This window comes from Microtetraspora glauca (assembly GCF_040656155.1).
Taxonomy (GTDB): Bacteria; Actinomycetota; Actinomycetes; order Streptosporangiales; family Streptosporangiaceae; genus Microtetraspora; species Microtetraspora glauca.
Map to the genome: position 1 here is coordinate 68,682 of NZ_JBFALK010000018.1, position 22,064 is coordinate 90,745.

At 70.1% G+C, this 22,064-nt stretch carries 19 protein-coding genes; 8 read left to right on the plus strand and 11 right to left on the minus strand.

What is annotated here, in order from left to right; genetic code table 11:
* Window positions 1-42: 42 nt before the first annotated feature.
* From AB0I59_RS29425 to wecB, 3 genes are all read right to left on the minus strand, one after another.
* Window positions 43-1,587: an MDR family MFS transporter gene (locus tag AB0I59_RS29425; protein ID WP_358138091.1), complete on the minus strand. Its 1,545-nt coding sequence runs from the start codon at window positions 1,585-1,587 to the stop codon at window positions 43-45.
* Window positions 1,588-1,668: 81 nt separating this feature from the next.
* Entirely contained in the window at window positions 1,669-3,732 is a 2,064-nt protein-coding gene (locus AB0I59_RS29430; protein ID WP_228642367.1) for a glycosyltransferase family protein, read from the minus strand.
* Window positions 3,733-3,782: 50 nt separating this feature from the next.
* Window positions 3,783-4,916: a non-hydrolyzing UDP-N-acetylglucosamine 2-epimerase gene (gene wecB, locus AB0I59_RS29435; protein WP_061260111.1), complete on the minus strand. Its 1,134-nt coding sequence runs from the start codon at window positions 4,914-4,916 to the stop codon at window positions 3,783-3,785.
* Window positions 4,917-5,000: 84 nt separating this feature from the next.
* On the opposite strand from wecB, the gene AB0I59_RS29440 reads away from it, so the two are divergent.
* The 5 genes from AB0I59_RS29440 (at window position 5,001) to AB0I59_RS29460 (ending at window position 11,732) form a co-directional block, all read left to right on the plus strand.
* On the plus strand, window positions 5,001-6,635 hold the full coding sequence (locus AB0I59_RS29440; protein WP_358138095.1) for a glycosyltransferase family 4 protein: 1,635 nt from the start codon (window positions 5,001-5,003) through the stop codon (window positions 6,633-6,635).
* A gap of 104 nt (window positions 6,636-6,739) precedes the next feature.
* Window positions 6,740-8,011, plus strand: a complete 1,272-nt coding sequence (locus AB0I59_RS29445; RefSeq protein ID WP_228642360.1) for a nucleotide sugar dehydrogenase — start codon at window positions 6,740-6,742, stop codon at window positions 8,009-8,011.
* Window positions 8,012-8,024: 13 nt separating this feature from the next.
* Window positions 8,025-9,113 carry a glycosyltransferase gene (locus AB0I59_RS29450; protein ID WP_358138099.1) on the plus strand — a complete coding sequence of 363 codons (1,089 nt, stop codon included), beginning with the start codon at window positions 8,025-8,027 and terminating at the stop codon, window positions 9,111-9,113.
* Window positions 9,114-9,176: 63 nt separating this feature from the next.
* A complete protein-coding gene (locus tag AB0I59_RS29455; protein ID WP_061260177.1) occupies window positions 9,177-11,012 on the plus strand; it encodes a DUF4434 domain-containing protein in 1,836 nt (611 codons plus the stop codon).
* Between the two features lie 63 nt (window positions 11,013-11,075).
* Window positions 11,076-11,732, plus strand: a complete 657-nt coding sequence (locus tag AB0I59_RS29460; RefSeq protein WP_061260109.1) for an NUDIX hydrolase — start codon at window positions 11,076-11,078, stop codon at window positions 11,730-11,732.
* Between the two features lie 77 nt (window positions 11,733-11,809).
* On the opposite strand, the gene AB0I59_RS29465 is transcribed toward AB0I59_RS29460, so the two are convergent.
* Window positions 11,810-12,481: a class I SAM-dependent methyltransferase gene (locus AB0I59_RS29465; RefSeq protein WP_358138104.1), complete on the minus strand. Its 672-nt coding sequence runs from the start codon at window positions 12,479-12,481 to the stop codon at window positions 11,810-11,812.
* 152 nt (window positions 12,482-12,633) lie between these two features.
* Window positions 12,634-13,287, minus strand: a complete 654-nt coding sequence (locus AB0I59_RS29470; protein WP_358138107.1) for a PadR family transcriptional regulator — start codon at window positions 13,285-13,287, stop codon at window positions 12,634-12,636.
* 117 nt (window positions 13,288-13,404) lie between these two features.
* Here AB0I59_RS29470 and AB0I59_RS29475 point away from each other — a divergent pair, with 117 nt between their 5' ends.
* On the plus strand, window positions 13,405-13,740 hold the full coding sequence (locus tag AB0I59_RS29475) for a YnfA family protein (RefSeq protein ID WP_061260176.1): 336 nt from the start codon (window positions 13,405-13,407) through the stop codon (window positions 13,738-13,740).
* A 26-nt stretch (window positions 13,741-13,766) separates the two neighbouring features.
* Here AB0I59_RS29475 and AB0I59_RS29480 read toward each other — a convergent pair whose 3' ends face one another.
* On the minus strand, window positions 13,767-14,741 hold the full coding sequence (locus tag AB0I59_RS29480; protein WP_358138109.1) for a TetR/AcrR family transcriptional regulator C-terminal domain-containing protein: 975 nt from the start codon (window positions 14,739-14,741) through the stop codon (window positions 13,767-13,769).
* A gap of 134 nt (window positions 14,742-14,875) precedes the next feature.
* Here AB0I59_RS29480 and AB0I59_RS29485 point away from each other — a divergent pair, with 134 nt between their 5' ends.
* The gene (locus AB0I59_RS29485) at window positions 14,876-15,985 is read left to right on the plus strand and encodes an FAD-dependent monooxygenase (RefSeq protein WP_358138112.1); all 1,110 of its coding nucleotides are present in this window, start codon (window positions 14,876-14,878) and stop codon (window positions 15,983-15,985) included.
* A gap of 183 nt (window positions 15,986-16,168) precedes the next feature.
* Here the strand turns inward: AB0I59_RS29485 and AB0I59_RS29490 are convergent, their stop codons facing one another.
* The 4 genes from AB0I59_RS29490 to AB0I59_RS29505 form a co-directional block, all read right to left on the minus strand.
* Window positions 16,169-17,434, minus strand: a complete 1,266-nt coding sequence (locus AB0I59_RS29490; RefSeq protein ID WP_358138115.1) for an alpha/beta hydrolase — start codon at window positions 17,432-17,434, stop codon at window positions 16,169-16,171.
* Window positions 17,435-17,511: 77 nt separating this feature from the next.
* Window positions 17,512-18,177, minus strand: a complete 666-nt coding sequence (locus AB0I59_RS29495) for a response regulator (RefSeq protein WP_358138118.1) — start codon at window positions 18,175-18,177, stop codon at window positions 17,512-17,514.
* Window positions 18,162-20,183: a sensor histidine kinase gene (locus AB0I59_RS29500; protein WP_358138121.1), complete on the minus strand. Its 2,022-nt coding sequence runs from the start codon at window positions 20,181-20,183 to the stop codon at window positions 18,162-18,164. The genes AB0I59_RS29495 and AB0I59_RS29500 overlap by 16 nt, the downstream gene beginning before the upstream one ends.
* A 91-nt stretch (window positions 20,184-20,274) precedes the next feature.
* Complete coding sequence (locus AB0I59_RS29505) at window positions 20,275-21,147, minus strand: leucine-rich repeat domain-containing protein (RefSeq protein ID WP_061260102.1); 873 nt, start codon at window positions 21,145-21,147, stop codon at window positions 20,275-20,277.
* A 222-nt stretch (window positions 21,148-21,369) separates the two neighbouring features.
* On the opposite strand from AB0I59_RS29505, the gene AB0I59_RS29510 reads away from it, so the two are divergent.
* Complete coding sequence (locus AB0I59_RS29510) at window positions 21,370-21,783, plus strand: GNAT family N-acetyltransferase (RefSeq protein WP_358138124.1); 414 nt, start codon at window positions 21,370-21,372, stop codon at window positions 21,781-21,783.
* A gap of 12 nt (window positions 21,784-21,795) precedes the next feature.
* Here the strand turns inward: AB0I59_RS29510 and AB0I59_RS29515 are convergent, their stop codons facing one another.
* Window positions 21,796-21,939, minus strand: coding sequence for a VOC family protein (locus AB0I59_RS29515; protein WP_358138126.1), 144 nt, complete (start codon window positions 21,937-21,939; stop codon window positions 21,796-21,798).
* Window positions 21,940-22,064 lie beyond the last annotated feature (125 nt).

The following is a 22,064-nucleotide window of genomic DNA, read 5'->3' on the forward strand; positions in this document are numbered from 1 at the left end:
CCGCCCCGCTATCAGCGGGGCGGCCGCTTTCGTTTTCCCGCCTCAGGTTCCGTTGCCGGTCTCGGCGCGGACACGGGGCATGAGCAGCACCGCGCCCACGATGAGCACGGCCACGACGAGCGCCGTGAGGAAGGCGTTGTGGACGGCGTCGTTGAGCGCTCCGCGGACGAAGGACGTCACGGCCGAGCTCGCGCCGCCCACACCTCCCGCGCCCTGCCCGGTCAGCACGTCGCTCGTGGCGTCGACGCTCTTCGGCAGGTGATCGCCGCTGACCGAGGCCGGAGGGTGGGCGAAGCGGTCCGACAGCGTCGCGTTGGAGACCGCGCCCAGGACCGCGGCCCCGACGGTGCTGCCGATGGAGCGGAAGAACATGTTGGTCGCCGTGACCACGCCGCGGTGCTCCCACCCGACGACGGACTGCACGGCGACCATCGTCGGGCTCGATGTGAGGCCCAGGCCGACGCCGACGATCAGGCACGCGGTCGCGACCTGCCAGATGTGTGATTCCTGGCCGAGCACGGCGCACAGTACGGCCCCGGCCACGGTGACGGCGCCGCCGATCAGCGCGGTGTCGCGGAAGCCGATGCGCATGTAGACGCGGCCGGAGAGCGCCGCGGCGAGGGGCCAGCCGATGCTGAGCGCGGCCAGCGTGAAACCCGCCACCAGGGCGCCGGTGCCGAGCACGCCCTGCGCGTACGTGGGCACATAGGAGCTCAGGCCGATGGTGAGTGTGCCGATCCCCAGCGCGGCGAGGTTGGCGCCGGTCAGCACACGGTGGCGGAACACCCACAGCGGCAGGATGGGCTCGGCCGCACGGCGTTCCACGAGGACGAACGCGATCATCATGGCGGCGCCGCCCGCGAAGATGGCCAGGCTGACCGGCGACCCCCAGCTCCAGGCGACCCCTCCTTCGAGCAGGCCGAGGATGAGCAGGGAGGAACCGGCGGTGAGCAGCACGGCGCCCAGGTAGTCGATCCGGTGTGAGCCTCGGGTCACCCGCTCCTTGAACCGCCGGGCCAGCGTCCAGGCGGCCACAGCCCCGAGGGGCAGGTTGATGAAGAAGATCCACCGCCAGGACACGTACTCGGAGAAGACGCCGCCCAGCGTCGGTCCGACGACGGCCGAGACGCCCCAGACGCTGGCGAGGTAGCCCTGCACCCGGGCACGTTCCTCCACCGAGTACAGGTCCCCGACCATGGTGATGCTGATGGGCTGGACGGCTCCGGCGCCGATGCCCTGGATCGCACGGCAGAGGATGAGCGCCGGCATGCTCCAGGCGACGCCACACAGCACGGAACCGAGGAGGAATGCGGCGATGCCGAAGAACATCACCGGCTTGCGCCCGAAGACGTCGGCGAGCTTGCCGTAGATGGGCACGGTCACGGCCTGCGTGAGCAGGTAGATCGAGAACAGCCACGGGAACTGCGAGAACCCGCCGAGATCGCCGACGACGGACGGCACCGCCGTCGCGATGATCGTGCTGTCCAGGGCCACGAGACCGGTGCACAGCATGATGGCGGCGAGCACCGGGCCACGCTCGGACCTGAACCCGATGCCGTCCTGTTTCTCGCCTGTCTTCGTGCTCACGTGGCCAAGCTCCCCTGGGCATGCTGCCGTTACGGGAGTGGCCAACCGTTGTCCGCTCCCGTACATTCCGAGGAACGCGATCTAGATCAGGACGTGCTGCTCCGGGTTGCCGGCGAAGCAGAACTGGGCGTTGCGGGTCAGCTTGTAGTCCGCCGCCTGCCAGGTGTGGGCGGTGGCGTCGGAGCCGCGCATGTAGATGAAGTTGAAGCGGTCGGCCGAGTAGATCCGGACGCCCTCCTCCTTGCAGCGCCGCACGAGGCGGGTGTCCTCGCCCGCGTTGACCGGCTCGAACGGCATCGACCGCAGCAGGTCCGCCTTGGCGACGATCGTGGCTCCCTGGATGAGGTGGGCGTAGCGGTTCTCCAGGCCGGGCAGGCGGAACACGGTGACGTTCTGGTCGGGGAAGTACGTGTAGTGCGCGCCCTTGCCCACCATCTCCGCGTCGGCGTAGTCGAACGCCCGCAGCAGGTCGGACAGGTAATGCTCGCCGTAGATGTTGTCGTCGTCCATCTTGGCGATCAGCTCGCCGTCCGCGTGCGCGATGCCGTGGTTGAGCACCTCTCCGAGCGTCCAGGACGGGTCGGCGGTCAGCACCTTGACGCCGGGGATCCCGGCCGCGAGTGCCTTGTCGCGGACCACGCCGGGGTCCTCGGAGAGGCCGTGCAGCACGAGGATGAGCTCGACGTCGCGGTGCCGCTGCCTGGCGACCTGCGCGATGGCGTGTTCGAGCTGGCCGGCCCGGTTGGTCGGCAGCACCACCGACACCGAGCGGGACCGGGACGCCACCGGCCGGCCGAGGTCGGTGAGGATCTGGTCGACGCGGTGCGAGAAGAGGTGCTTGTCGAACACCTCGCGCATGGCCAGGTGCGCCTGGCGGGCGCGCAGCTCGGGGCTGTTGATGAAGTACAGCGCCCGGTTGTACGCCTCCTCCTGCGAGTGGGCGATCGGGATCAGCGGGCCGAAGGTCTCCTCGATGGCGCGTGACCACGCCGACAGCACGGTGGTCGAGCAGGCCGACAGCTCGAAGACGCGCCGCGCGCACATCGTCGGGGAGTCGATCACCGAGTTCACGTTCAGGAAGACCTTGTACATCTTGTACGCGGCCAGCATCTGCTCGTACGGCAGCTCGCCCACGATGTGCGGGCGGTACTCCTCGGGCCAGGCGTACTTGTCGTCCACCGTGCCGTTGCGGGCGAAGATGTGCAGGCCGAGTTCGCGTACGGGGGCGAGCAGCGTCTCCATCTGCTCGCGCCGCTCGGGGTGCTTGTCCCGGAAGTACATGCCGCCGAAGACGATGTCGTACGGCCGGCCCTGCTTGGTCTGGATGGGGTTGTGGATCCGGGGTTGGGCGGCGAACTGCAGCACGCCGACGCGGTCATGCCCCAGAATTTCCCGATATTTCGGGATCATGTCGCCGTCGCACGTGTACACGTAGTCGAACAGCTTGGCCGTGTCGATGAAGAAGTCGAAGTTCGGCGGGTCCTCCTTGTTCCAGAAGACCGTGGGAATGCCCTCCGACCGGCACCACGCGATGAGGTCGCGCAGCTCCTGCTTGGGGGCCTTCGTCCCGGTCATCTGGTAACGCCAGCGCCCCTGGTTGCCGTGCCAGGCCGACTCGCAGAACAGCACGTCGGGCCGGTTCTCCGCGAAGATCTCCGGCCAGTCCGTGAGCCCGAACTCGATCTGGTCCCACTCGTACTTGAACGCGAGCCGGGAGAAGTCGTCCAGGATGACGGCCACCTTGAGGTCGGGGCGCACCACCGGACCGTCCGGCCACTGCAACGTGGGGATCTTGACCTCGGGACCCTTGGCCTCGGCCTGCTCGGCGGCCTCGATCACCGACATCGGGGCCTTCGGGCTCTTCCCGGTCTTCATGGCCTTGCTCAGGTCGCGCGGCAGCCGCGCGAACCTGGCGGGCTTGGTGGCACCGGTGAGCGCCTGGGCGACGCGGTACGGCCGCTGCGTCTGGGTGGCCTTGAGCTTCCAGATGGCGTAGTCGGCCCGCGCCTCCTGGGTGGCCAGCTTCTTCTCCAGCTCGCGGATCCGCTGCTCGTAGCGCTCGACGACCTTGCGCTCCTCCGGCAGCCAGTTCACCGGCCCGAGGCGCTGGAATTTCGGCTCATCTGAAGGGTTCTGGTCAGACATGTCGCCCCCATCGCGTCCAGGAATGTGCCATCGTACGGCTTTTGCCGGGTCTATGACTGGCGATTGCGCCCCTGAGCGGCGGGGGAGAGGTTGTCCCCGCGCAGCCAGGCGGCGATGACCCGGGCGATCCTGGGCCCCGCCGCGCCATCCCAGAGCGGGGGAAGCTCGCCGCTGGGCGTGGCCGAGCCGTCCGCCAGCGCCTTCTCCGCGGCGGCGGGCAGTCCGGCCGGCGTGACCAGGCGGTTCGTGCCGTGCGTGACGGTGATCGGCCGCTCGGTGTTGGGCCGCACGGTCAGGCAGGGGACCCCCAGCATGGTGGTCTCCTCCTGCACACCGCCGGAGTCGGTGACGACCAGCGCGGCGCCCCGGACCAGGGAGAGGAAGTCCACATATCCCAGCGGGTCGATGATCTTCAGGTTCTCGCGGTCGACCAGCCCGGCGTCGGCCAGGCGCTGCCGTCCGCGCGGGTGCAGCGGGACGACGACCGGCACCTGCTCGGCGACCGCGAGGACCGCCTCGACCAGCTCGCGGGCCGACTCCGGGTCGTCCACGTTCGCCGGCCGGTGCAGCGTCGCGACCGCGTACCTTCCGGACACGCCGAGGCGCTCCTGGACCGGCGCGGGGTCGAGCTTGGGGAGCGCGGAGAAGAGGCTGTCGATCATGGGGTTGCCGACGAGGTGCACCCGCTCCGGGTCGGCGCCCTCGCGGGCGAGGTGCGACAGGGCGTCCGGCGAGGTGGCGAACAGGATGTCCGACAGCGAGTCGGTGACGACCCGGTTCACCTCCTCGGGCATCTCCCGGTCGAAGGAACGCAGGCCCGCCTCCACGTGCGCGGTCGGCACGTGCAGCTTGGCGCACACGAGGATCGCGGCCAGCGTGGAGTTCACGTCGCCGTACACGACGACCAGCGAGGGCCGGTGTTCGAGCACCACGTCCTCCAGGCCGGTCAGCAGCGCCGCCGTCTGCCGCGCGTGCGACCCGGAGCCGACGCCGAGGTTGGCGACCGGCTCGGGCAGGCCGAGGTCGGCGAAGAAGACGTCCGACATCAACGCGTCGTAGTGCTGGCCCGTGTGCACGATGCCCTGCCGCACGCCGATCTCGTCGAGCGCCCGCACGACGGGGGCGGCCTTGACGAAGTTGGGCCGGGCGCCCAGCACGTGCAGGACGAGGGGGTTGTCCCTCATTGACCTCGCCTTTCATGGTGGGACTGGGGCAAACGTTGCCTATGGTACGGTCACGCCGTGGTATCCGAGGCCAAGAAACCGTCCGTGTCAGCCAAGTCGGCGAGGGCCGGGATGGGCGGTCTGCTCCGCGGTTTCGTGAAGAATCCGGTGGTCGTCTCCCGCATCGTTGTGAGCAAGGTGAAGTCCGATCCCGTGCGGGTCGCGCAGGCCGCCGCCGAGGCGATGCCGAGCGGGATGCGCCCGATCATCGGCCGTGTCGCCTGGCCCGCCGCGCGGTACGCCAGGGTGACCGTGCGCAAGATAGTCCGGAGGATGGCCGACGGGCCGCTGGAGGCGGCGAAGGTCCACTTCGAGGCCGGGCGCATGACCCAGGCGATCAAGGTGCTGCAGCCGCACACCCGGTGGCCGTTCATCCGGCGCAGGATCGCCTACTACGAGGGTGAGATGGCCGCGATCGGCCCCGCCCCGATCCCGCCGAAGCCCAAGGTGATCATGGGTTCGCGCGAGGAGGGCCGGGTCCTCCACCTCGTCACCAACGCCCTGCCGTACACGCAGGCGGGGTACACCGTGCGGACGCACCGCATCGTCACCGCGCAGCGCAACGCCGGCCTCGACCCGCACGTCGTGACGAGCTGGGGCTGGCCGATGCTCCAGGGCCACACCGACGCCACGTCGTACGAGGAGATCGACGAGATCCCCTACCACCGGCTGCTGCCGAACGGGGGCGACCTGCCCTTCGAGAGCCGCGGGCGGATGATCCGCGGCGCCGCCCAGGTGACCGAGCTGGTCAGGAGGCTGCGCCCGCAGGTGCTGCACGCCGCGACCGACCACCGGAACGGCTCCGTGGCGCTCGCCGTACGGGAGCGGACGAACACGCCGTTCGTCTACGAGGTGCGCGGCTTCCTAGAGGAGACCTGGACGTCCAGGGACCCCAAGCGGATCGGCAGCGAGCGGCACATCATGCAGCGTGACCGCGAGGCGCACATCATGCGCGAGGCGGACGCGGTCGTGACGCTGGCCGAGACCATGGCGGCCGAGATCGTCGAGCGCGGCGTGCCCCGCGAGCGGATCCACCTCGCGCCGAACGCCGTGGACGACGCGCTGCTGACCGCCGACTACGACGGCGCGGCCTTCCGCCGGCAGTACGGCATCGGCGACCGCGAGGTGGTCATCGGCTCCGTGTCGAGCATCGTGGGCTACGAGGGCTTCGCCACCCTGCTGAACGCCGCGGCGCTGCTCAGGGACGCGGGAACGCCGGTCAGGGTGCTGCTCGTCGGCGACGGCGCGGAACGGCCGAACCTGCTCCAGCAGGTCGAGCGGCTCCGCCTCGGCGACATCGCGATCCTGCCGGGCCGCGTGGGCCCGGACGAGGCGCTCCAGGCGCAGGCGGCGATCGACATCTTCGCGTGCCCGCGCGAGGACCTCCGGGTTTGCCGACTTGTTACGCCATTGAAACCCGTCGAGGCGATGGCGCTCGGCAAGCCGGTCGTTCTCAGCGACCTGCCCGCGCTTTCCGAGCTTGTGGGCGGTGAGGGGGCCGGGATGCTGGTGCCGGCCGGAGACCCCGCCGCGCTCGCCGACGCGGTGGCCGCGCTCCGCGACGATCCCGAACGGCGCCGCGAGATGGGCGAGGCCGGAAAGGCCGAGGTGGCCGCGAAACGCACGTGGAGCAGCCTTGCCCGGACATACCGTGCGATCTACCAATCATTGACCTCATAATGGAAATGACGGGGAGTTCCGATCTACGGCATCAGGCACCGTTGGTGCTGACTTGAGATAGCCTTTGCCACCATGAAGTGTTGTTTCCGCCCCCAGGTCTCATCGTGAGCGAGCGAACCGGTTTCGATCTCACGGTCATCGGGCTGGGATACGTGGGTATGCCGCTGGCCAAAGAGGCCACGGCGGCGGGCCTGCGGGTGGCCGGTCTGGACGTCGATCCCCGCAAGGTCGACGCGTTGAACGCCGGTCGGTCCTACATCGACGACCTGACCGACGCCGACCTCGACGCGATGCTGGCCGGTGGCTTCACCGCCACGCTGGACGCCTCGGTGCTCGCCGAGTCGCGGACGATCGTCATCTGCGTACCGACGCCGCTGGACGAGGACCACCGTCCCGACCTGTCCGCCGTCGAAGGGGCGACGCGCACCGTCGCCCAGCACCTGCGGGCGGGCACGCTCGTCGTGCTGGAGTCCACCACCTGGCCCGGCACCACCGACGAGGTCGCGCGGCCGATCCTGGAGGGCGCCGGGCTCGTCGCGGGCACCGACTTCCACCTCGCCTTCTCGCCCGAGCGCATCGACCCGGGCAACACGAAGTACGGCCTGCGCAACACGCCCAAGGTGGTCGGCGGTTACACCGTCGCCTGCCGCGACCGCGCCGCCTCCTTCTACAGCCAGTTCGTCGAGCGGGTCGTCCCGGTCAGCGGCACCCGCGAGGCCGAGATGGCCAAGCTGCTGGAGAACACCTACCGGCACGTCAACATCGCCCTCGTCAACGAGATGGCGATCTTCTGCGACGAGCTCGGGATCAACCTGTGGGAGGCCATCGAGGCGGCCTCCACCAAGCCGTTCGGCTTCCAGAAGTTCCTGCCCGGCCCGGGTGTCGGCGGGCACTGCATCCCGGTCGATCCGTCCTACCTGTCCTACACGGTCCGCAAGCTCGGGTACCCGTTCCGTTTCGTGGAGCTGGCCCAGGAGATCAACGAGCGGATGCCGTCGTACGTCGTGGCCCGCGTGCAGCGGCTGCTGAACCGGGCGCGCAAGCCCGTGAACGGGTCCCGCGTGCTGCTGCTGGGCGTCACGTACAAGCCCGACATCGCCGACGAGCGTGAGACGCCCGCGATCCCGGTCGCCGAGGCGCTCCTGGAGCTCGGCGCCGAGCTGGTCTTCTGCGATCCGTATGTCAAGGAATGGACGGTCGAGGGCAGTCCGGTTCCGCGGGTGGACGACCTGGCCGCGGCGGTGGCCGACGCCGACGTGACCCTGCTCCTGCAGCAGCACTCGGCGTTCGACCTCGGTGTGGTGGAGGAACGGGCCCAGCTCGTGCTCGACACTCGCGGCGTTCTGGCCACGAGCGATCGCGTCGAGCGACTGTAGGAGGGGTCCGCGCGTGCACGTGCTCGTCATGACGGTGGTGCATCACCCCGAGGACGCCCGGATCCTGCACCGGCAGATCCGCGCGCTCGTCGACGCCGGTCATGAGGTCACGTACGCCGCGCCGTACTCCGCGCGCGGGGTGGTCCCACGATCCTGGGTCAACGGGGTGGATCTGCCGCGCGCCGCCGAGCGGCGCAGGTTCGCGGCGGTACGTGCCGCCCGCAAGCTGTTCAAGAGCATGCGGGGCAAGATCGACCTGGCCCTGATCCACGACCCGGAGCTGCTGCTCGCCGTCGTCGGCGTGCGCAAGCGTCCGCCGGTCGTCTGGGACGTCCACGAGGACACGCCGGCCACGCTCTCCCTGAAACCGTGGCTGCCCGCGTTCTTACGCCCGCCGACCCGGTTCCTCGCCCGGCTCCTGGAGGGCGCGGCCGAACGCCGCCTGCGCCTGCTGCTGGCCGAGACCGCGTACGCGGGACGGTTCAAGCAGGCACACCTGGTCGTACCGAACGAGACCTGGGTCCCGGACACCGTCAGCCCGCCCGGCGACGACCGCGTGGTCTACCTCGGCTGGCTGTCCGAGGCGCGGGGCGTCCGCGAGGCCGTCGAGGTGGCCCGGATCCTTCAGCCGTACCGGGTGGTCGTGGAGCTGATCGGGTACGCCGATCCGCAGACCCGGCCGCTGCTCAACCAGGCCGTCGCCGAGGGCGTGCTCGAATGGCGTGACTTCATGCCGAACGACGAGGCGCTCAAGCGGCTCGACGGCGCGCTCGCCGGGCTCTCGCTCCTGCACGACGAGCCCAACTACCGGCACTCCATGCCCACCAAGATCGTGGAGTACATGGCGCACGGCATCCCCGTGATCACCACGCCGTCCCCGAGGGCGGTCGAGCTCATCGAGCGCTACCGCTCCGGTTTCGTCGTCCCATGGCAGGACCCCCAGGCGGTCGCGCGAACCGTCCTGTTCCTCAGGGACAACCCTCAGGAGCGGCACGGGCACGGCTCTCGGGGCTACGCCGCCGCGCGGGCCAACCATCACTGGCCGAACTCCGCCCGGCGTTTCGTCACGCAGCTCGAAGAGTGGGCCGGCGTCAGGCGCTGACCGACCCCGTTGGGCGGGTTCGACTTATCTGGTCCTGAAACGATGGGCGGTAGTGTCCTGAAGGTGCGCTGGATCACTTTGTTTCTGGGCGTCGCGATACTCGCCGGTGTCGCCTCCGTGGTGATCGTCATGCGGCACGACCGGCCCGTGTCCCACGTCACCGGTGTCGGGAGCACCTCCTCGGCCCGCCCCTCCGGGCCGAGCTCCCCGACGGCCAGCGCGTTCACCGATCCGTGCGGAACGTTCGACACCACGACGCCCACGCCGTACGCGGTGACGGGCTACTGGCTCGTTCCCACGGCGGACCGGTGCACCTGGCGGCGCCAGCTCCAGGCGATCCACAAGGTGGGCGGTGACACCGTCGTCCGGCTCGGCTTCGGCCTGTCCCCCCGCCGGACGGACGAGGAGACCGGCCAGATCATGGACAAGGAGGGCGCCAAGGCTGACGCGCGGTACGGCGTCTGCAAGGAGAACGACCTCTCCTGCGTGCGGGCGGCCGAGAAGGACCTCGTCGCGGCCAACCCCGGCAATCGGATCACCTGGACGTACGTCTACCGGACCGACGAGCAGTTCGGCCAGGGGATCTTCCGCTGCCCGACGATGGAACGCAAGATCGTCGTCGGATCGGCGGTGTTCTACCGGCTGATCGCCCCCGAAGACGGATCGGACGACGCGACCTGCGACTTCTCGTCCAAGGGGCGCAACTACCATATGATCCTGATCTCCGCGGGAGCCACGGACAGCCTGACCGAGTTGCTGGACCTCGGCGACCGGTTCGGCATCAGGGTCTTCCCCGCGCTGCCGCTCGCGCCTCGCGACCCGGCCAACAGCACCCGCGCCGACCCGCGGCACATCGGCACCCTGACCACCCTGACCCGGCGCGTCCTGCAGGACTACGGCTCGCGCTTCGGTGGCAGGGAGTCCCTCGGAGGCGTCTACCAGCCGTTCGAGCTGCAACTCCGCGACTGGCCCGACCCGTCCAAGGTCCAGACGCTCCAGGTCTACGCCGAGCAGCACCTGATCGTCGAGCAGGAGCTACCCGGCAAGCCGATCCTGGTCAGCCCGTACCTCGACGCGCGCCGCAAGGTGAAGTTCACCGCCACGCCGAAGCAGGTCGCCCGGGGGTTCAAGGCCCTGGCCAAGACCGGCGTGGAGATCATCGCGCCGCAGGACGGCCGCGGCACCGGCAAGGTCGGGTTGTTCTGGCCGAACTGGAAGAACAAGGACGTGGACGACCGCCTGAAGATCGTGAACGGTGTGGGCGAGTCCACGTACGCCTCCGCGTACTACGGCGGCACCCGCGACTACTACCGGGAGATGGCGCAGGCGCGGCAGGAACTCGCCTCCGAAGGCGTGGAGGTCCAGCTCTGGGCCAACGTCGAGGCGTTCGAGCCGTCCACGCCCGAGGAGTCCAACACACCCAAGTGCGGCACGCAGGCCACCCGCAGCCGTACCGACAAGTCCCGCCTGGACACCCAGGTGACGCTGGCCGGCCCGTACGTCTCGAAGATCATTTCTTACATGTGGAGTGACTTCTTCACCTGCGGCTCGCCGTCGCTCTCCGGAGAGATCACCGAGGACTGGGACCGTCCGATCGCGATCCAGGCGGTCAGGCAGGCGAGGCAGATCCAGGAGGGCCTCGAAGTCCGCGGCTACCACCTCGGATCGGCCAAGGTCACGCTGAACTGGACCGGCCTGGACACCCCGCGCGTCGTCGACTCGGCGTCGGTCGGCTGGCACGACGCCACCCCGAACGAGGGCCTTCCGCATGGCGTCGAGAAGATCTGGATCCCGGTCGACTGGGCCACGGTGCCCTCGGACGTGTGGGTCCGGATCGAGATCAGCTCGCCCGACGGCCGCAAGGCCGCGGAGCCGGTGTACTACAAGAACACCGGCTGAGCGCCGTCTCAGTGATCGAATGGAGGGACCCCGGGATGTGCGGGTTCCGGTAGCGTTCTGTACATGATCCCGCGTATTCCCGTCAGCGTGGATCTCGTCGTTCTCACGGTGAGGTCGCAGGCGCTCTGCGCGCTGGTCTGGCGGCGGGACAGACCTCCATATGAGGGGTGCTGGGCGCTTTCCGGAGGCTTCATCCAGCTCGAGGAGGACCTTCCGGCCGCCGCCGCCCGGGTGCTCGCGGAGCGGGCCGGTCTTCCCGGGGCTCCCGTCCACCTGGAGCAGCTCCAGACGTACGGGTACCCCGACCGTGACCCCCGGCAACGGGTGGTCAGCGTGGCCTATCTCGGGCTCGCTCCGGACCTTCCGGCCTCGACCGAGGCGCACATGAGCTGGCAGCCGGTCGACTCGCTGACCCGCATGGCGTTCGACCACCGCCGCATCATGCTCGACGGCATCGAGCGGGCCAGGGCCAAGCTGGAGTACAGCCCGCTGGGCGCGGCGTTCTGCCGTCCGCAGTTCACCGTGGCGGAGCTGCGCCGGGTGTACGAGATCGTGTGGGGCAGGCCGCTGGATCCGCGCAACTTCCACCGGAAGGTCACCAAGACCGAGGGGTTCCTGATCCCGACCGGCGAGACCACCACCCGTGACGGCGGCCGCCCCGCCATGCTCTACCGCCGCGGCCCCGCCCTGGTCCTGCACCCCCCGATGCTCCGGGTGTAGGACGACCCGACGCCGCACACCGGCGATCCGATGTGCGGCGCGGTCGGGGTCCGTGCCCGCCCTTGTACGGGGCGGGATCAGGCCGACCTGGTCAGCCGGACCTCAAGGGTGATGCCCTCGGCCCGGATGGCGCAGGTGCGGAAGGCGCTCTCGGCGGCGAGGCGCTCGAACTGGGCGTGCGAGTAGGCCCGGCGTTTGAGCATCGTCAGCGGCACCCTGGTCAGGATGGAGTTCAGCGGGCTGAGCTCCATCCTCGTGACTTCCTGGCCGATGTCGGCGCGGGACGCGTTCCTGTTCAGGTCGTGGATCACCGCCGTACCGCCACCGCGGAGGACTCGGTACATCTCGTCCAGCGCGCGGACAGGCCGTCCGAAATTCTTGAAGGCCGCCTGGCAGACGACCAGATCGAAGGACTCGGCGTCGAAGGGCAGGTCGGCCGCGTCCCCCTGTTCGATCCGGACGGGCACGCCGGCCAGGCGCGCCTGCTCGGTCGCGAGTTCCACGAACGTGTGGCTGATATCCAGCCCGGTAACCGCGAACCCGAGCCGTGCCATCTCGACGGCCAGGTATCCGGGCCCCGGGGCCACCTCCAGTACGGCGGCTCCGCGGGGCAGGCCCGCGGTCAGCAGCGCGGCGTAGTGCCGGACGATCGCCAGTTGGGGGGCCGAGCCGCGCTGGCGGGCGTACCAGCGCGCCATCGCTCCCTCCATCATCGGAGCCTGGGAGCGGGTGGTGTGTGTCTTCTCCATGTTCCCTCCGGTTTCGGATGTTCTTCCGAACCGGCCCGGGAAAGAGCCCGACTATTCTTACCAGTGCCACCTCGTGGCCGGACTGCGTTCCGCGGGTTTCGGTTCGAGGTCTCCCCGGCGGTCGTGTTGGCGCACGCCGCCGGGGTCCTGCCTTACGGTTCGGCCGGTGTCGCCCCCCTCTCCGCGAGCTTCGCGATCTCGGACGGCTTCCGGCCCGTCTCGTGCCAGTCGCGCCACAGCGCGAGGTCGGGAAACGTCCCGGAGACGAGCTCGTCGAGGAGTGACCGGGTCCAGGCCAGCTCGGCGTCCCGGATGGCGAGGTCGTACTCCGCCTCCACGAGGAACAGCCGGGGGACGTCGCGGCGGGATTCGGCCAACGCCTCCCGCTGCTCGGCGATCTCCGTCTCCAGCAGGTCGAGCCGCCGCCGGAGCAGGCTCGTCACCTCGTCGGGCGGGAGAACCCCGCACACCGAGAGCGCGGCCTCGAACTTCGGCTGCTCCCGGTCGGGTGTCGCGAGGAGGTCGCGGATCCAGTCAGCGAGCTCCTCCCGCCCGGCGTCGGTGATGCGATAGATCGTGCGCTCGGGGTGCGCGCTGTCGCGGACGCTGTCGGTCACCTCAAGGAATCCGTGTTTCTCCAGGTTGCGCACGACCGTGTAGAGCGAGCCCCATTTGATCCGCATGTCCCGGTCCTTGCCGCGTGCGCGCATCAGGGAGGCCATCTCGTAGGGGTGCATCGGCCTGTCGATGACCGTCGAGAGCACAGCCAGACCGAGCATGTTGTTCACCTTGCGCCGTTCGGTCACACTGCCACCTCATTCTGATACTCGTATGCGAGTATACGCGTACGAGTATCAGCGGCAATGGGCCTGACCGCCGACCGCCGGCGGAGCGGAGCGGGCGGCGGCGTAGAGTCCACCCCCATGACCGTCGCGCGTTCCGTACTCCTGTTCGTTCTGGCCGCGATCCTGGAGATCGGCGGGGCCTGGCTGGTGTGGCAGGGCACGCGGGAGAGCCGCGGCTGGGCGTGGATCGGCGCGGGCGTCGTGGCGCTCGGCGCGTACGGCTTCGTCGCCACGCTCCAGCAGGACGCGCACTTCGGCCGCATCCTGGCCGCGTACGGCGGCGTGTTCGTGGCGGGTTCCCTGATCTGGGGCATGGTGATGGACGGCTACCGGCCCGACCGGTTCGACGTCATCGGCGCGCTGATCTGCCTGGCCGGAGTCGCCGTGATCATGTACGCGCCACGAGGGCACTGAGTCCCGGGACCCGCGCCCCCGCGTGCTCACCGCGCCGGAACATCCCGCGGCCGTTCGCGCTCGATGAGTACGGCCAGGCCGTCGAGCAGGGGCTGGAGACCGAACTCGAAGAACTCGTCGAGGTGGAGATCGTAGTCGTCGCCCAGCCCTTCGAGGATCCTCGCGACCGTGGGATAGGAGCCTGACCCGAGGAGCGCGCCGAACGTGGGCTCCTGGGCGTCCATCCACTGCTGCTCGGACATGCCGGTCTCGGCCGCCGACCGGGCCTCGCGTTCGAGGTTCGTCGCGATGCCCTGCACGTAGCTGTAGACGAGCACGTGCATGTGGAACGTGGTGAACGCGTCGAGCCCGAGGCCGTCGAGGACGCGCAGCACCCACTCGGAGTGCCGCATCTGGTTCGGGAGGATCACCGGTCTCGTGAGCGAGCTGGTGTCCGGCAGCCATGGGTGCCGCCGGTACAGCTCCCACAACATGCGCGCCCACAGCTCCAGGCAGGCCCGCCACTCTTCCGGCGCCTCCTCGGGATACTCCGGCTCGTCGAAGACGGCGTCGGCCATCAGCAGGATGAGGTCGTCCTTGCTGTTGACGTAGCGATAGGGCGACATGGTGGCCACGCCGAGACGAGCCGCGATCCCGCGCATGGACAGCGCGTCCAGACCTTCGGCGTCGGCGATCTCGACGGCGGCCCGCACGACGCGCTCACGGGTCAGCTCGTGGTCGGAATCGGCGGCCGGCCGCCGCCGGGAGGACGCCGGGTGCGCGCCGGCCGTGCCGGTGGCCGCCGGATCAGGGGTGACGACGGTGCCGACGCGCGGTTCGGCGCGGACGAGACCCTCCTGGCGCAGGGTGTTCAGCGCCTTGGTCGCGGTGGCGAGCGCGACGTTCCACTCCCGCGCGATCTGCCGGGTGGACAGCACCCGGTCGCCGGGGTTCAGCTCGCCGTCCGCGATGCGGCGCCGGATCTCGCTGACGATCAGCATGTAGGGCGGGTCGGTGGGCACCACGCACTCCCTTCTGTTCTAGTACAGAAGCATATCTGTACTAGCTCAAATGCTGCCAATGAAGTGCGTTTAAATGCTGTATGTACGATGTATATTCAGAAGCGCGTACAACGTACATGAACGGAGATCTCCCCATGAAGCACGTGCTCGTCTCCGGCGCGAGCGTCGCCGGCCCCGCGCTCGCGTACTGGCTGCACCGCCGCGGATTCGCGCCGACCGTGGTCGAGCGGGCCCCCGCGCCGCGCCTGGGAGGCCAGGCCGTCGATGTCCGCGGTGTCGCGCTCGGCGTCGTCGGCCGGATGAACCTCCTCGCGGAGATACGGCAGGCGCGCACGCGCATGCGCGGTATGTCCATGCTCGACGGCGACGGCAACGAGATCATGCGATCCACCGAGGAGACGGTCTCCGGCGGCCGGCTCGACGGCGACGACGTCGAACTGCTGCGCGAGGACCTCACCCGGCTCCTGTACGAGCGGACGCGCGACGACGTCGAGTACGTCTTCGGCGACTCGATCACGACCATCGACGAGGACGAGCACGGTGCCCGCGTGGTGTTCGAGCACGGAGAGTCCCGCACCTTCGACCTCGTGGTGGGCGCGGACGGTCTGCACTCGAACGTGCGAGGGCTCGCCTTCGGAGCGGAGAGACGCTTCATCCATCATCTCGGCACGCATCTGGCGATCTTCAGCATGGAGAACTTCCTGAACCTCGACAACTGGCAGGTCTGGCTCAGGGACGGGAACGCGGGCTTCGGCATCTACCCGGTGAAGGACAACACCGAGATCAGGGTCACGATCGGCTTCGAGTCGCCGTCATTCGACTACGACCACCGCGACATCGAGCGGCAGAAGGGGCTGGTCGCGGACGGATGCGCCGGCCTGCGCTGGGAGACGCCCCGACTGTTGAAGGCCATGGCGGAGGCGCCGGACTTCTACTTCGACTCGATGGCCCAGATCCGCATGGACCGCTGGACGAAGGGCCGGGTGGCGCTGCTCGGTGACGCGGGATACTGCGCCTCGCCCTTGTCGGGCCAGGGCACCAGCCTGGCGTTGGTCGGCGCCTACGTGCTGGCCGAGGAACTCGGCCGGGCGGGAGGCGACCACTCCATCGCGTTCGCCCGATACGAGGAGCGCATGCGCCCGTACGTCGGGCTCAACCAGGCGCTCGCCACGGAGAATCCTGGTGGCCCGGCCTCCACCGAGTCCGTCGAGCACGCCAAGAACGGGATCTCCCTGGACGCCTAGCCAGGACGCGGCGGAGCTGCCACGTGGCGGATCAGGAACCGCGTGTCCGGGCGCACCGGGGCTGCGGTTCATCGGCATGGAGAACGGGGAGGTGGACACATCTGTGAGCGCCTGCGTCACGACGCGACAGGGCGAAGATTGACGTGAGGGGCACTGGCCAGGACTCGGCGATGGGGGACATGCTCAGTTCTTCGCGGGGTCCGTGGTTCCGGTGTACGCGGGTATGGGCAGCGGACGGTCACGCAGGAAGGCCATGAGAAGGTCCCGGTAGAGGTCGGGGCGGCCGTTGGCGATGGAGTGGCCCGCTCCGGGGATGTAGACGAGGGTGGAGTTCGGCAGCGTGCGCCGGTAATCGTCGGTGACCTCCCATTTCAGATAGTCACACTGGCCGCGCATGATCAACGTGGGCACACGGACACCCCTGAGCCGAGGCCGGGGGTCGGGCACGGTGGAGGCGTCCGCCGAGGTGAGCTGGTTGGTGTAGAAGCCGGGGGGATTGTCGTGCACGGAGGCGGGTGCGGCATCCCGGCAGCCGGTGGCGTCCTTGGCGGTGAGCAGCAGCGCGCGCATCCGGGCGTCGGCTTCGGCGTCGGGAACCAGGGCGTGGGCCGCGGCCGGGTTGAGCTGCAGCAGCAGCGCCTGGGTGAGCATTCTGGGGTCGTCGGTCAACTCGTCGGCGCGGGCCTTTCGTTCGGCGGGCAGGTCGTCCCAAGGCCCGCCCGGTCCGTTCGGGTAGGCGGGTTCCCAGATGGCGCCGGGCGAGGTGAGTACGGCCTTGGCGACGTGGCCGGGATGAGCGGCGAGGTAGGCGGCCGACAGGGTGCCACCCCACGACCTGCCGACGAGAATGATCTTTTGGGCTCCGATGGTTTCGCGGATCGCGTCCAGGTCGGCGACATGACGGGCGACGGTGTAGCCGGTGAGGTCAGCCAGGCGGGTGGAGCGCCCGGCGCCGACCTGGTCGTAGGCGTAGACGTCGAATCCGGCGGCCGCCAGTTCCTTGCCTGCTTCGGGGACGCCCTCACCAGGGGTGCCGGGGCCGCCGTGCAGGAAGATCACCGGTGTCGGTCTGGGCGTGCCGGAGGCGGGGACCTTGACGTAGGCGATTCGCGAGCCGGTGGGCAGATCCCAATACGCGACGCCGGTGGGGACCGCGCCGGGTGTGGGCACGGGGAAGGGGCGGAAGACCGTGAAAGCCACGAGCGTCGCCACGGCAAGGGTGTTCACGACGACGTACGGCACCAGCGACCGGGGCAGGCCGAGGCGTCGGAACGCGGGCCTCCCGATGAGCAGGCTCATCGCCGCGACCGCGGCCGCTCCGGCCCCGGCGAACACCGGCACACTGGCGGTGACGACGGCTGTGAGGAAGAACACGGCGGCCCCGGCCACGAGTGCCGCGATCTCGGCGGCGATCAGCAAGGCGACGCCGTACAAGCGCTGAAATCTCATATCCATCACGCTAGGAATCGGTGTGCGGCCCCTCCTCCTGCGAGAGGCCGACCCGTACCCCCGCCGTGCGGCGGGGCTCAGCCGACCCCGGGACGGATCAGACCGGACTCGTAGGCGGAGATGGTCGCGTGCAGCCGGTCGCGGACACCCAGCTTGGCGAGGATCACGGCCACATGGTCCTTAACCGTCGCGGGGCTGATGCCGAGGCTGACGCCGATCTCCGCATTGGTCTGGCCCCTTGCGACGTGCCTGAGCACCTCGGTCTCCCGGGGCGTGAGCCGGCCGAGTTCCGCCGCCCTGCCGGGATCGGGGGCAGAGGCGAAGCGGTCCAGAAGCCGTCGGGTGATGGCGGGGTCGATGAGCGCGTCCCCACGTGCGATCACGCGGACGGCGTCGGTGATACGGGCGGGTTCGGCGTCTTTGAGGAGGAATCCCGACGCGCCCGCGCGCAACGCGGCGAACACGTATTCGTCGAGGCCGAAGGTCGTCAGCATGACGATCCTGGTGCCGGGAGCTTCCACGGCGATCCTGGCGGTGGCTTGGAGCCCGTCCAGGACAGGCATCCGGATGTCCATGAGGGCCACGTCGGGCGCGAGCGACGTGGCCAGCGCCACCGCCGTCTCGCCGTCGGCCGCCTGGCCCACCACCTGGAGGTCGGACTCGCCGCCCAGCACTGCGGCGATGCCCGCCCTGACCACCGCCTGGTCGTCGGCGACCATTACCCGGATCATTCGGGCAGCCATACCCACACCGTCCCATCCTCGACGGGTGACAGACTGCCGCCGCAGGCGTCGGCCAGTGTGCGCAACCGCTGTACTCCTGCCTGATCCGCGCGCCCGGTCACCGCGACACCGCCGGGCAGAAACGACACCGTGGTCACCGAGCCGGCCGCGGCGCCCACGAGCTCCCTGGCCACTGTGAAAACGCTCGCCTCGACGGCGGGGGCCAGGGGGCGACGGTCTCCGATGCAGCGCACGCCCGCGTCGGCGCGGGTCGCGAGGGCCGACAGCCCGACCAGGGTGGGTGGGAAATCCTCGCCGTTCATGGGGGCGCGCAGCTCGTCGAGCAGGTCCCTGAGCGCGCCGAGCCCTGCCCGGGCTTCGGCCAGTACCTGCGTCAGGCGGCCGGCGTCCGCCGCGGCGACGACGGCCTCGGCATGCCGCAGTGCCGTACGGCGCACGCCCGCGGTGACCCGCCCGCGCTCGGCGCGCACCATGGCCGAGGCACGGCCGCTGAGCAGGTCATGCTCCGCCTGCTCGGCCGCGCGCCGCCGGGTCCGTGCCGCGGCGACGGCCCGGCCCAGGGCCCACACCAGGACCGATGGGATCAGCAGGCCCAGCGCCAGTACCGCCCATGCGGCCGCCGGAGGCCCGGTGATCCCTGGCCCGAGGGCCAGTGCCAGGCCTCCGATCCCCGCCACGGCCGGCGGCGCGAGAAGTCCTCTGCCGCGCCCGCCGTACGCTCCGGCCGCGTAGACCAGCGCCAGCTCGACCCAGCACCCCCACAGGAAGAGATCGCCCGCCGGAGGTACGGACCAGCCGGCCGCCCGCGCCGCGAGCATCACCGGGTATGTCGACAGCGCCGCCGCGAGACTCCGGCCGGGCGTCCGCCTCCGCCACCACAGAGGTACGGCATGCACGGCGAACAAGGGCATCAACAGCGCGAGCTGCGCCTCGGAGGCCGCAGGGGTGTCGTCCGGCAACAGGTACGTCCCGATCGACAATGCGAGGGCGAGGGCCACCAGCGCCCCGTCCGAGGCCTGCCGGCCGCGCCAGACGGCTCGTCTCACCGGTGGGGCCTCGACGGCGTGGGGAAACTCCGCCACGACGGTCCATCCCGTACCGCTGGGGCCGGCGGTGAAGGTCCCGCCGCAGTCGGTTACGGCGGTGAGCAGCCCGACCAACCCGTGCCCGCCGCCCAGCCCGACCACCCCCTGCCCGTCGCCGACCCCCTGCCCGTCGCCGACCCCCTGCCCGTCGCCGACCCCGTGCCCGCCCCGCGGCATTTGCCCAGAATCGCTGACCTCGACGCGCAGGCGGTCGCCGTCGTTCTCGACGCTGACGCGAACGTCCGCGCCCCCGGCATACCGCATGGCGTTGGTCAGCGCCTCGCGGACCACCCGGTACGCCACCGCGGCGACCTGCGGCGCGGCGAACTCGGCACTCCTGCGATATCGCACAGCCGATTCGGGCCAGGAGTCGATCAGGGCGTCGATCCTGAGGAGCTCCGCGTTCCCCGCGCCCGCGGTGTCCGTGCCGACCGCTCCGATGGCGACCAGGCTGTCCAACTCCGAGGCGGCCAGGCGGCCCGCCTCGGCGGCGTGACGCAGCGCCTCGGCCCGCAGCGCCGGTTCCGTCACGTGCAGCGCCGAGGCCGCGCCGACTGCGATGCCGGTGAGCCGGTGCGCGGCGGTGTCGTGCAGCTCGGCCGCCAACCTGAGCCGTTCCGCGTCCGCCGCCGCGTCCGGCACCGCCGACCGGCCCGCTCGGTACGCGTCCATAGCGGAACGCCGGGCTCGTCCACGCCTGCGGGACCGGCCCGACGCCCAGATCGCCGCCGCCGTTCCACCGCACAGGAGCGCGAGCCCCGCGATGGTCCGCGGAGACTCCCCGAGCGCGGCCGCGACACCCGCCGCCGCGGCGACCATGACCACGGCGACGACGGCGGCGACCCCGGCGGTGCGCCGTACGGCGACCCAGTAGACGATCGCCGCCGCCACGGGCGGCAGGACCCAGGGCAAGCCCTCCATGCCGCTCAATGGTATGCGCGTGCCCGCCCTGTGAAATGGGCGACTTCGGCGCATCGTGGTTGCCCGGCGCCGGAGTCATGCGGGAGGTTGCTCAGTGGTCGAGGCCCTCCAGGAACCTGCGCCACAGCCGTGAGGTCCGGGCCTGACGGCTCAGGGACTCCGGGATCGTGGGCGGCGGGCAGTTGCCCTGGAGTTCGAGCCGGGTGAGCGCGGTGAGGTCGCCCAGCCATTCGGGGATCTCGGCCAACTGGTTGTTCCGCAGGTTGAGCGTGGTGAGGGCGGTGAGGTTCCGCAGCGAATCGGGAAGGCCCGTCAGCCGGTTCTGGTTCAGGTAGAGCTCCTTGAGGCCGGTCAGGTTCCCCAGCCATTCGGGGACCTCGGTCAGCCGGTTGAGCCCCAGCCACAGCTCGGTGAGGCCGGTGAGGTTCTCCACCCATCGGGGGACCTCGTCCAGTTGGGTCCTGATCAACCGGAGATCGGTGAGGGCGGTGAGGTTTCCCAGCGACTCCGGGATCGTGATCAGCGGGTTGCCGTTCAGGTTGAGCGCGGTCAGGCCGGTGAGGTCTCCCACCCATCGGGGGATCTCGGTCAGCCGGTTGCCGCCCCCCAGGTCGAGCGCGGTCAGTCCGGTGAGGTTCGCCAGCGACTCCGGTACCTCGGACAGGTCGTTGTCGTTGAGGTTGAGCGTGGTGAGAGCGGTGAGGTTCTTCAGCGACCCGGGCAGGCGGGTCAGCCGGTTGCGCCACAGGGTGAGCGTGGTCAGTCCGGTGAACTCGCCCAGCCATTCGGGGAGCTCGGTCAGGTTGGTGCTGGTCAGGTTGAGCTCACGCAGGTGGGTCAGCTCGCGCAGCCGTTCGGGCAACGTCGACATGGAACACAGAGACAGGTCGAGCCGGTCGGATCCGGTCCGCAGGCACCGGTTCATCCGCAGCACGGCGGCTCTCGGGACCTTCGTGTCCCCCATCGTGATCTCCTTTCGCCCTTCTTCCGCCGGGCGGGGCTCGGCCCCGGCGGCGATCACGCTAGGGGACGGCACTGGAGAGACACTTGCGACGGGGGAGTCGTTCCCCACGCGCCCGTGCTCTTCGACCGCACGTACGGCGTGGAGGCCGTAGAACGTGGCAATGCGCGCCCGGGGGCGGCGCTGACCGCTTTGGTAATTTCGTCTGCCATGGGGACCCCCGGATTGAGGATCCGATACGGAAAGCTCGACGACGTCGAGGCGGTGCTCCGGTTCTGGGCCGAGGCGGCCGAGGGCACCGATCGCCGCGACGACGCGGACAAGGTCGTCCAGCTCGTCGAACGTGACCCGGAGGCACTGCTGATCGCCGAGCTCGACGGGCGGATGGTCGGCACGCTCATCGCCGGGTGGGACGGCTGGCGGGCCCATCTCTACCGGCTCGCCGTGGACCCCGGTCAGCGGCGGAAGGGCATCGGCTCGCGTCTGATCGCGGCGGCGGAAGACCGGTTCATGAAGTTCGGCGCCTTCCGCGCGGACGCCATGGTCCTGCACGACAACGACCTCGCCCACCATGCCTGGTCGGCCTCGGGCTATGCCCCCCAACCCCAGTGGGGGCGCTGGGTGAAACCTCTGGCCTGAACGGTCATGTGGTCAGACCAGGCAGAACTCGTTTCCTTCCGGGTCGGCCATCACCACGTGATCGGGCTTGCCCTGCAGCTCGTCCTCGCGTATCACGGTCGCCCCGGCGGCGGTCCGCCAGGGCCCAGAACTCCGCCAGTTTCGCCGGGCTCGCACAGTCGATCGTCAGGCTCCATCGGGTCGCCATGGATTCTCCTCGCGTCGGGGGCCGAGCGGACCGTGCCGTGCCCCGGGATCCGGTCGCCGGGACGTCGATGATCAGGCTAGGCGCGATCCGCGGA

Bases quoted from the DNA above. Each gene is read 5' to 3' on its own strand.
- AB0I59_RS29430 (WP_228642367.1), bottom strand. From the start codon at position 3,732: ATGTCTGACCAGAACCCTTCAGATGAGCCGAAATTCCAGCGCCTCGGG.
- wecB (WP_061260111.1), bottom strand. From the start codon at position 4,916: ATGAGGGACAACCCCCTCGTCCTGCACGTGCTGGGCGCCCGGCCCAAC.
- AB0I59_RS29460 (WP_061260109.1), top strand. From the start codon at position 11,076: ATGATCCCGCGTATTCCCGTCAGCGTGGATCTCGTCGTTCTCACGGTG.
- AB0I59_RS29465 (WP_358138104.1), bottom strand. From the start codon at position 12,481: ATGGAGAAGACACACACCACCCGCTCCCAGGCTCCGATGATGGAGGGA.
- AB0I59_RS29475 (WP_061260176.1), top strand. From the start codon at position 13,405: ATGACCGTCGCGCGTTCCGTACTCCTGTTCGTTCTGGCCGCGATCCTG.
- AB0I59_RS29485 (WP_358138112.1), top strand. From the start codon at position 14,876: ATGAAGCACGTGCTCGTCTCCGGCGCGAGCGTCGCCGGCCCCGCGCTC.
- AB0I59_RS29490 (WP_358138115.1), bottom strand. From the start codon at position 17,434: ATGAGATTTCAGCGCTTGTACGGCGTCGCCTTGCTGATCGCCGCCGAG.
- AB0I59_RS29495 (WP_358138118.1), bottom strand. From the start codon at position 18,177: ATGGCTGCCCGAATGATCCGGGTAATGGTCGCCGACGACCAGGCGGTG.
- AB0I59_RS29500 (WP_358138121.1), bottom strand. From the start codon at position 20,183: ATGGAGGGCTTGCCCTGGGTCCTGCCGCCCGTGGCGGCGGCGATCGTC.
- AB0I59_RS29505 (WP_061260102.1), bottom strand. From the start codon at position 21,147: ATGGGGGACACGAAGGTCCCGAGAGCCGCCGTGCTGCGGATGAACCGG.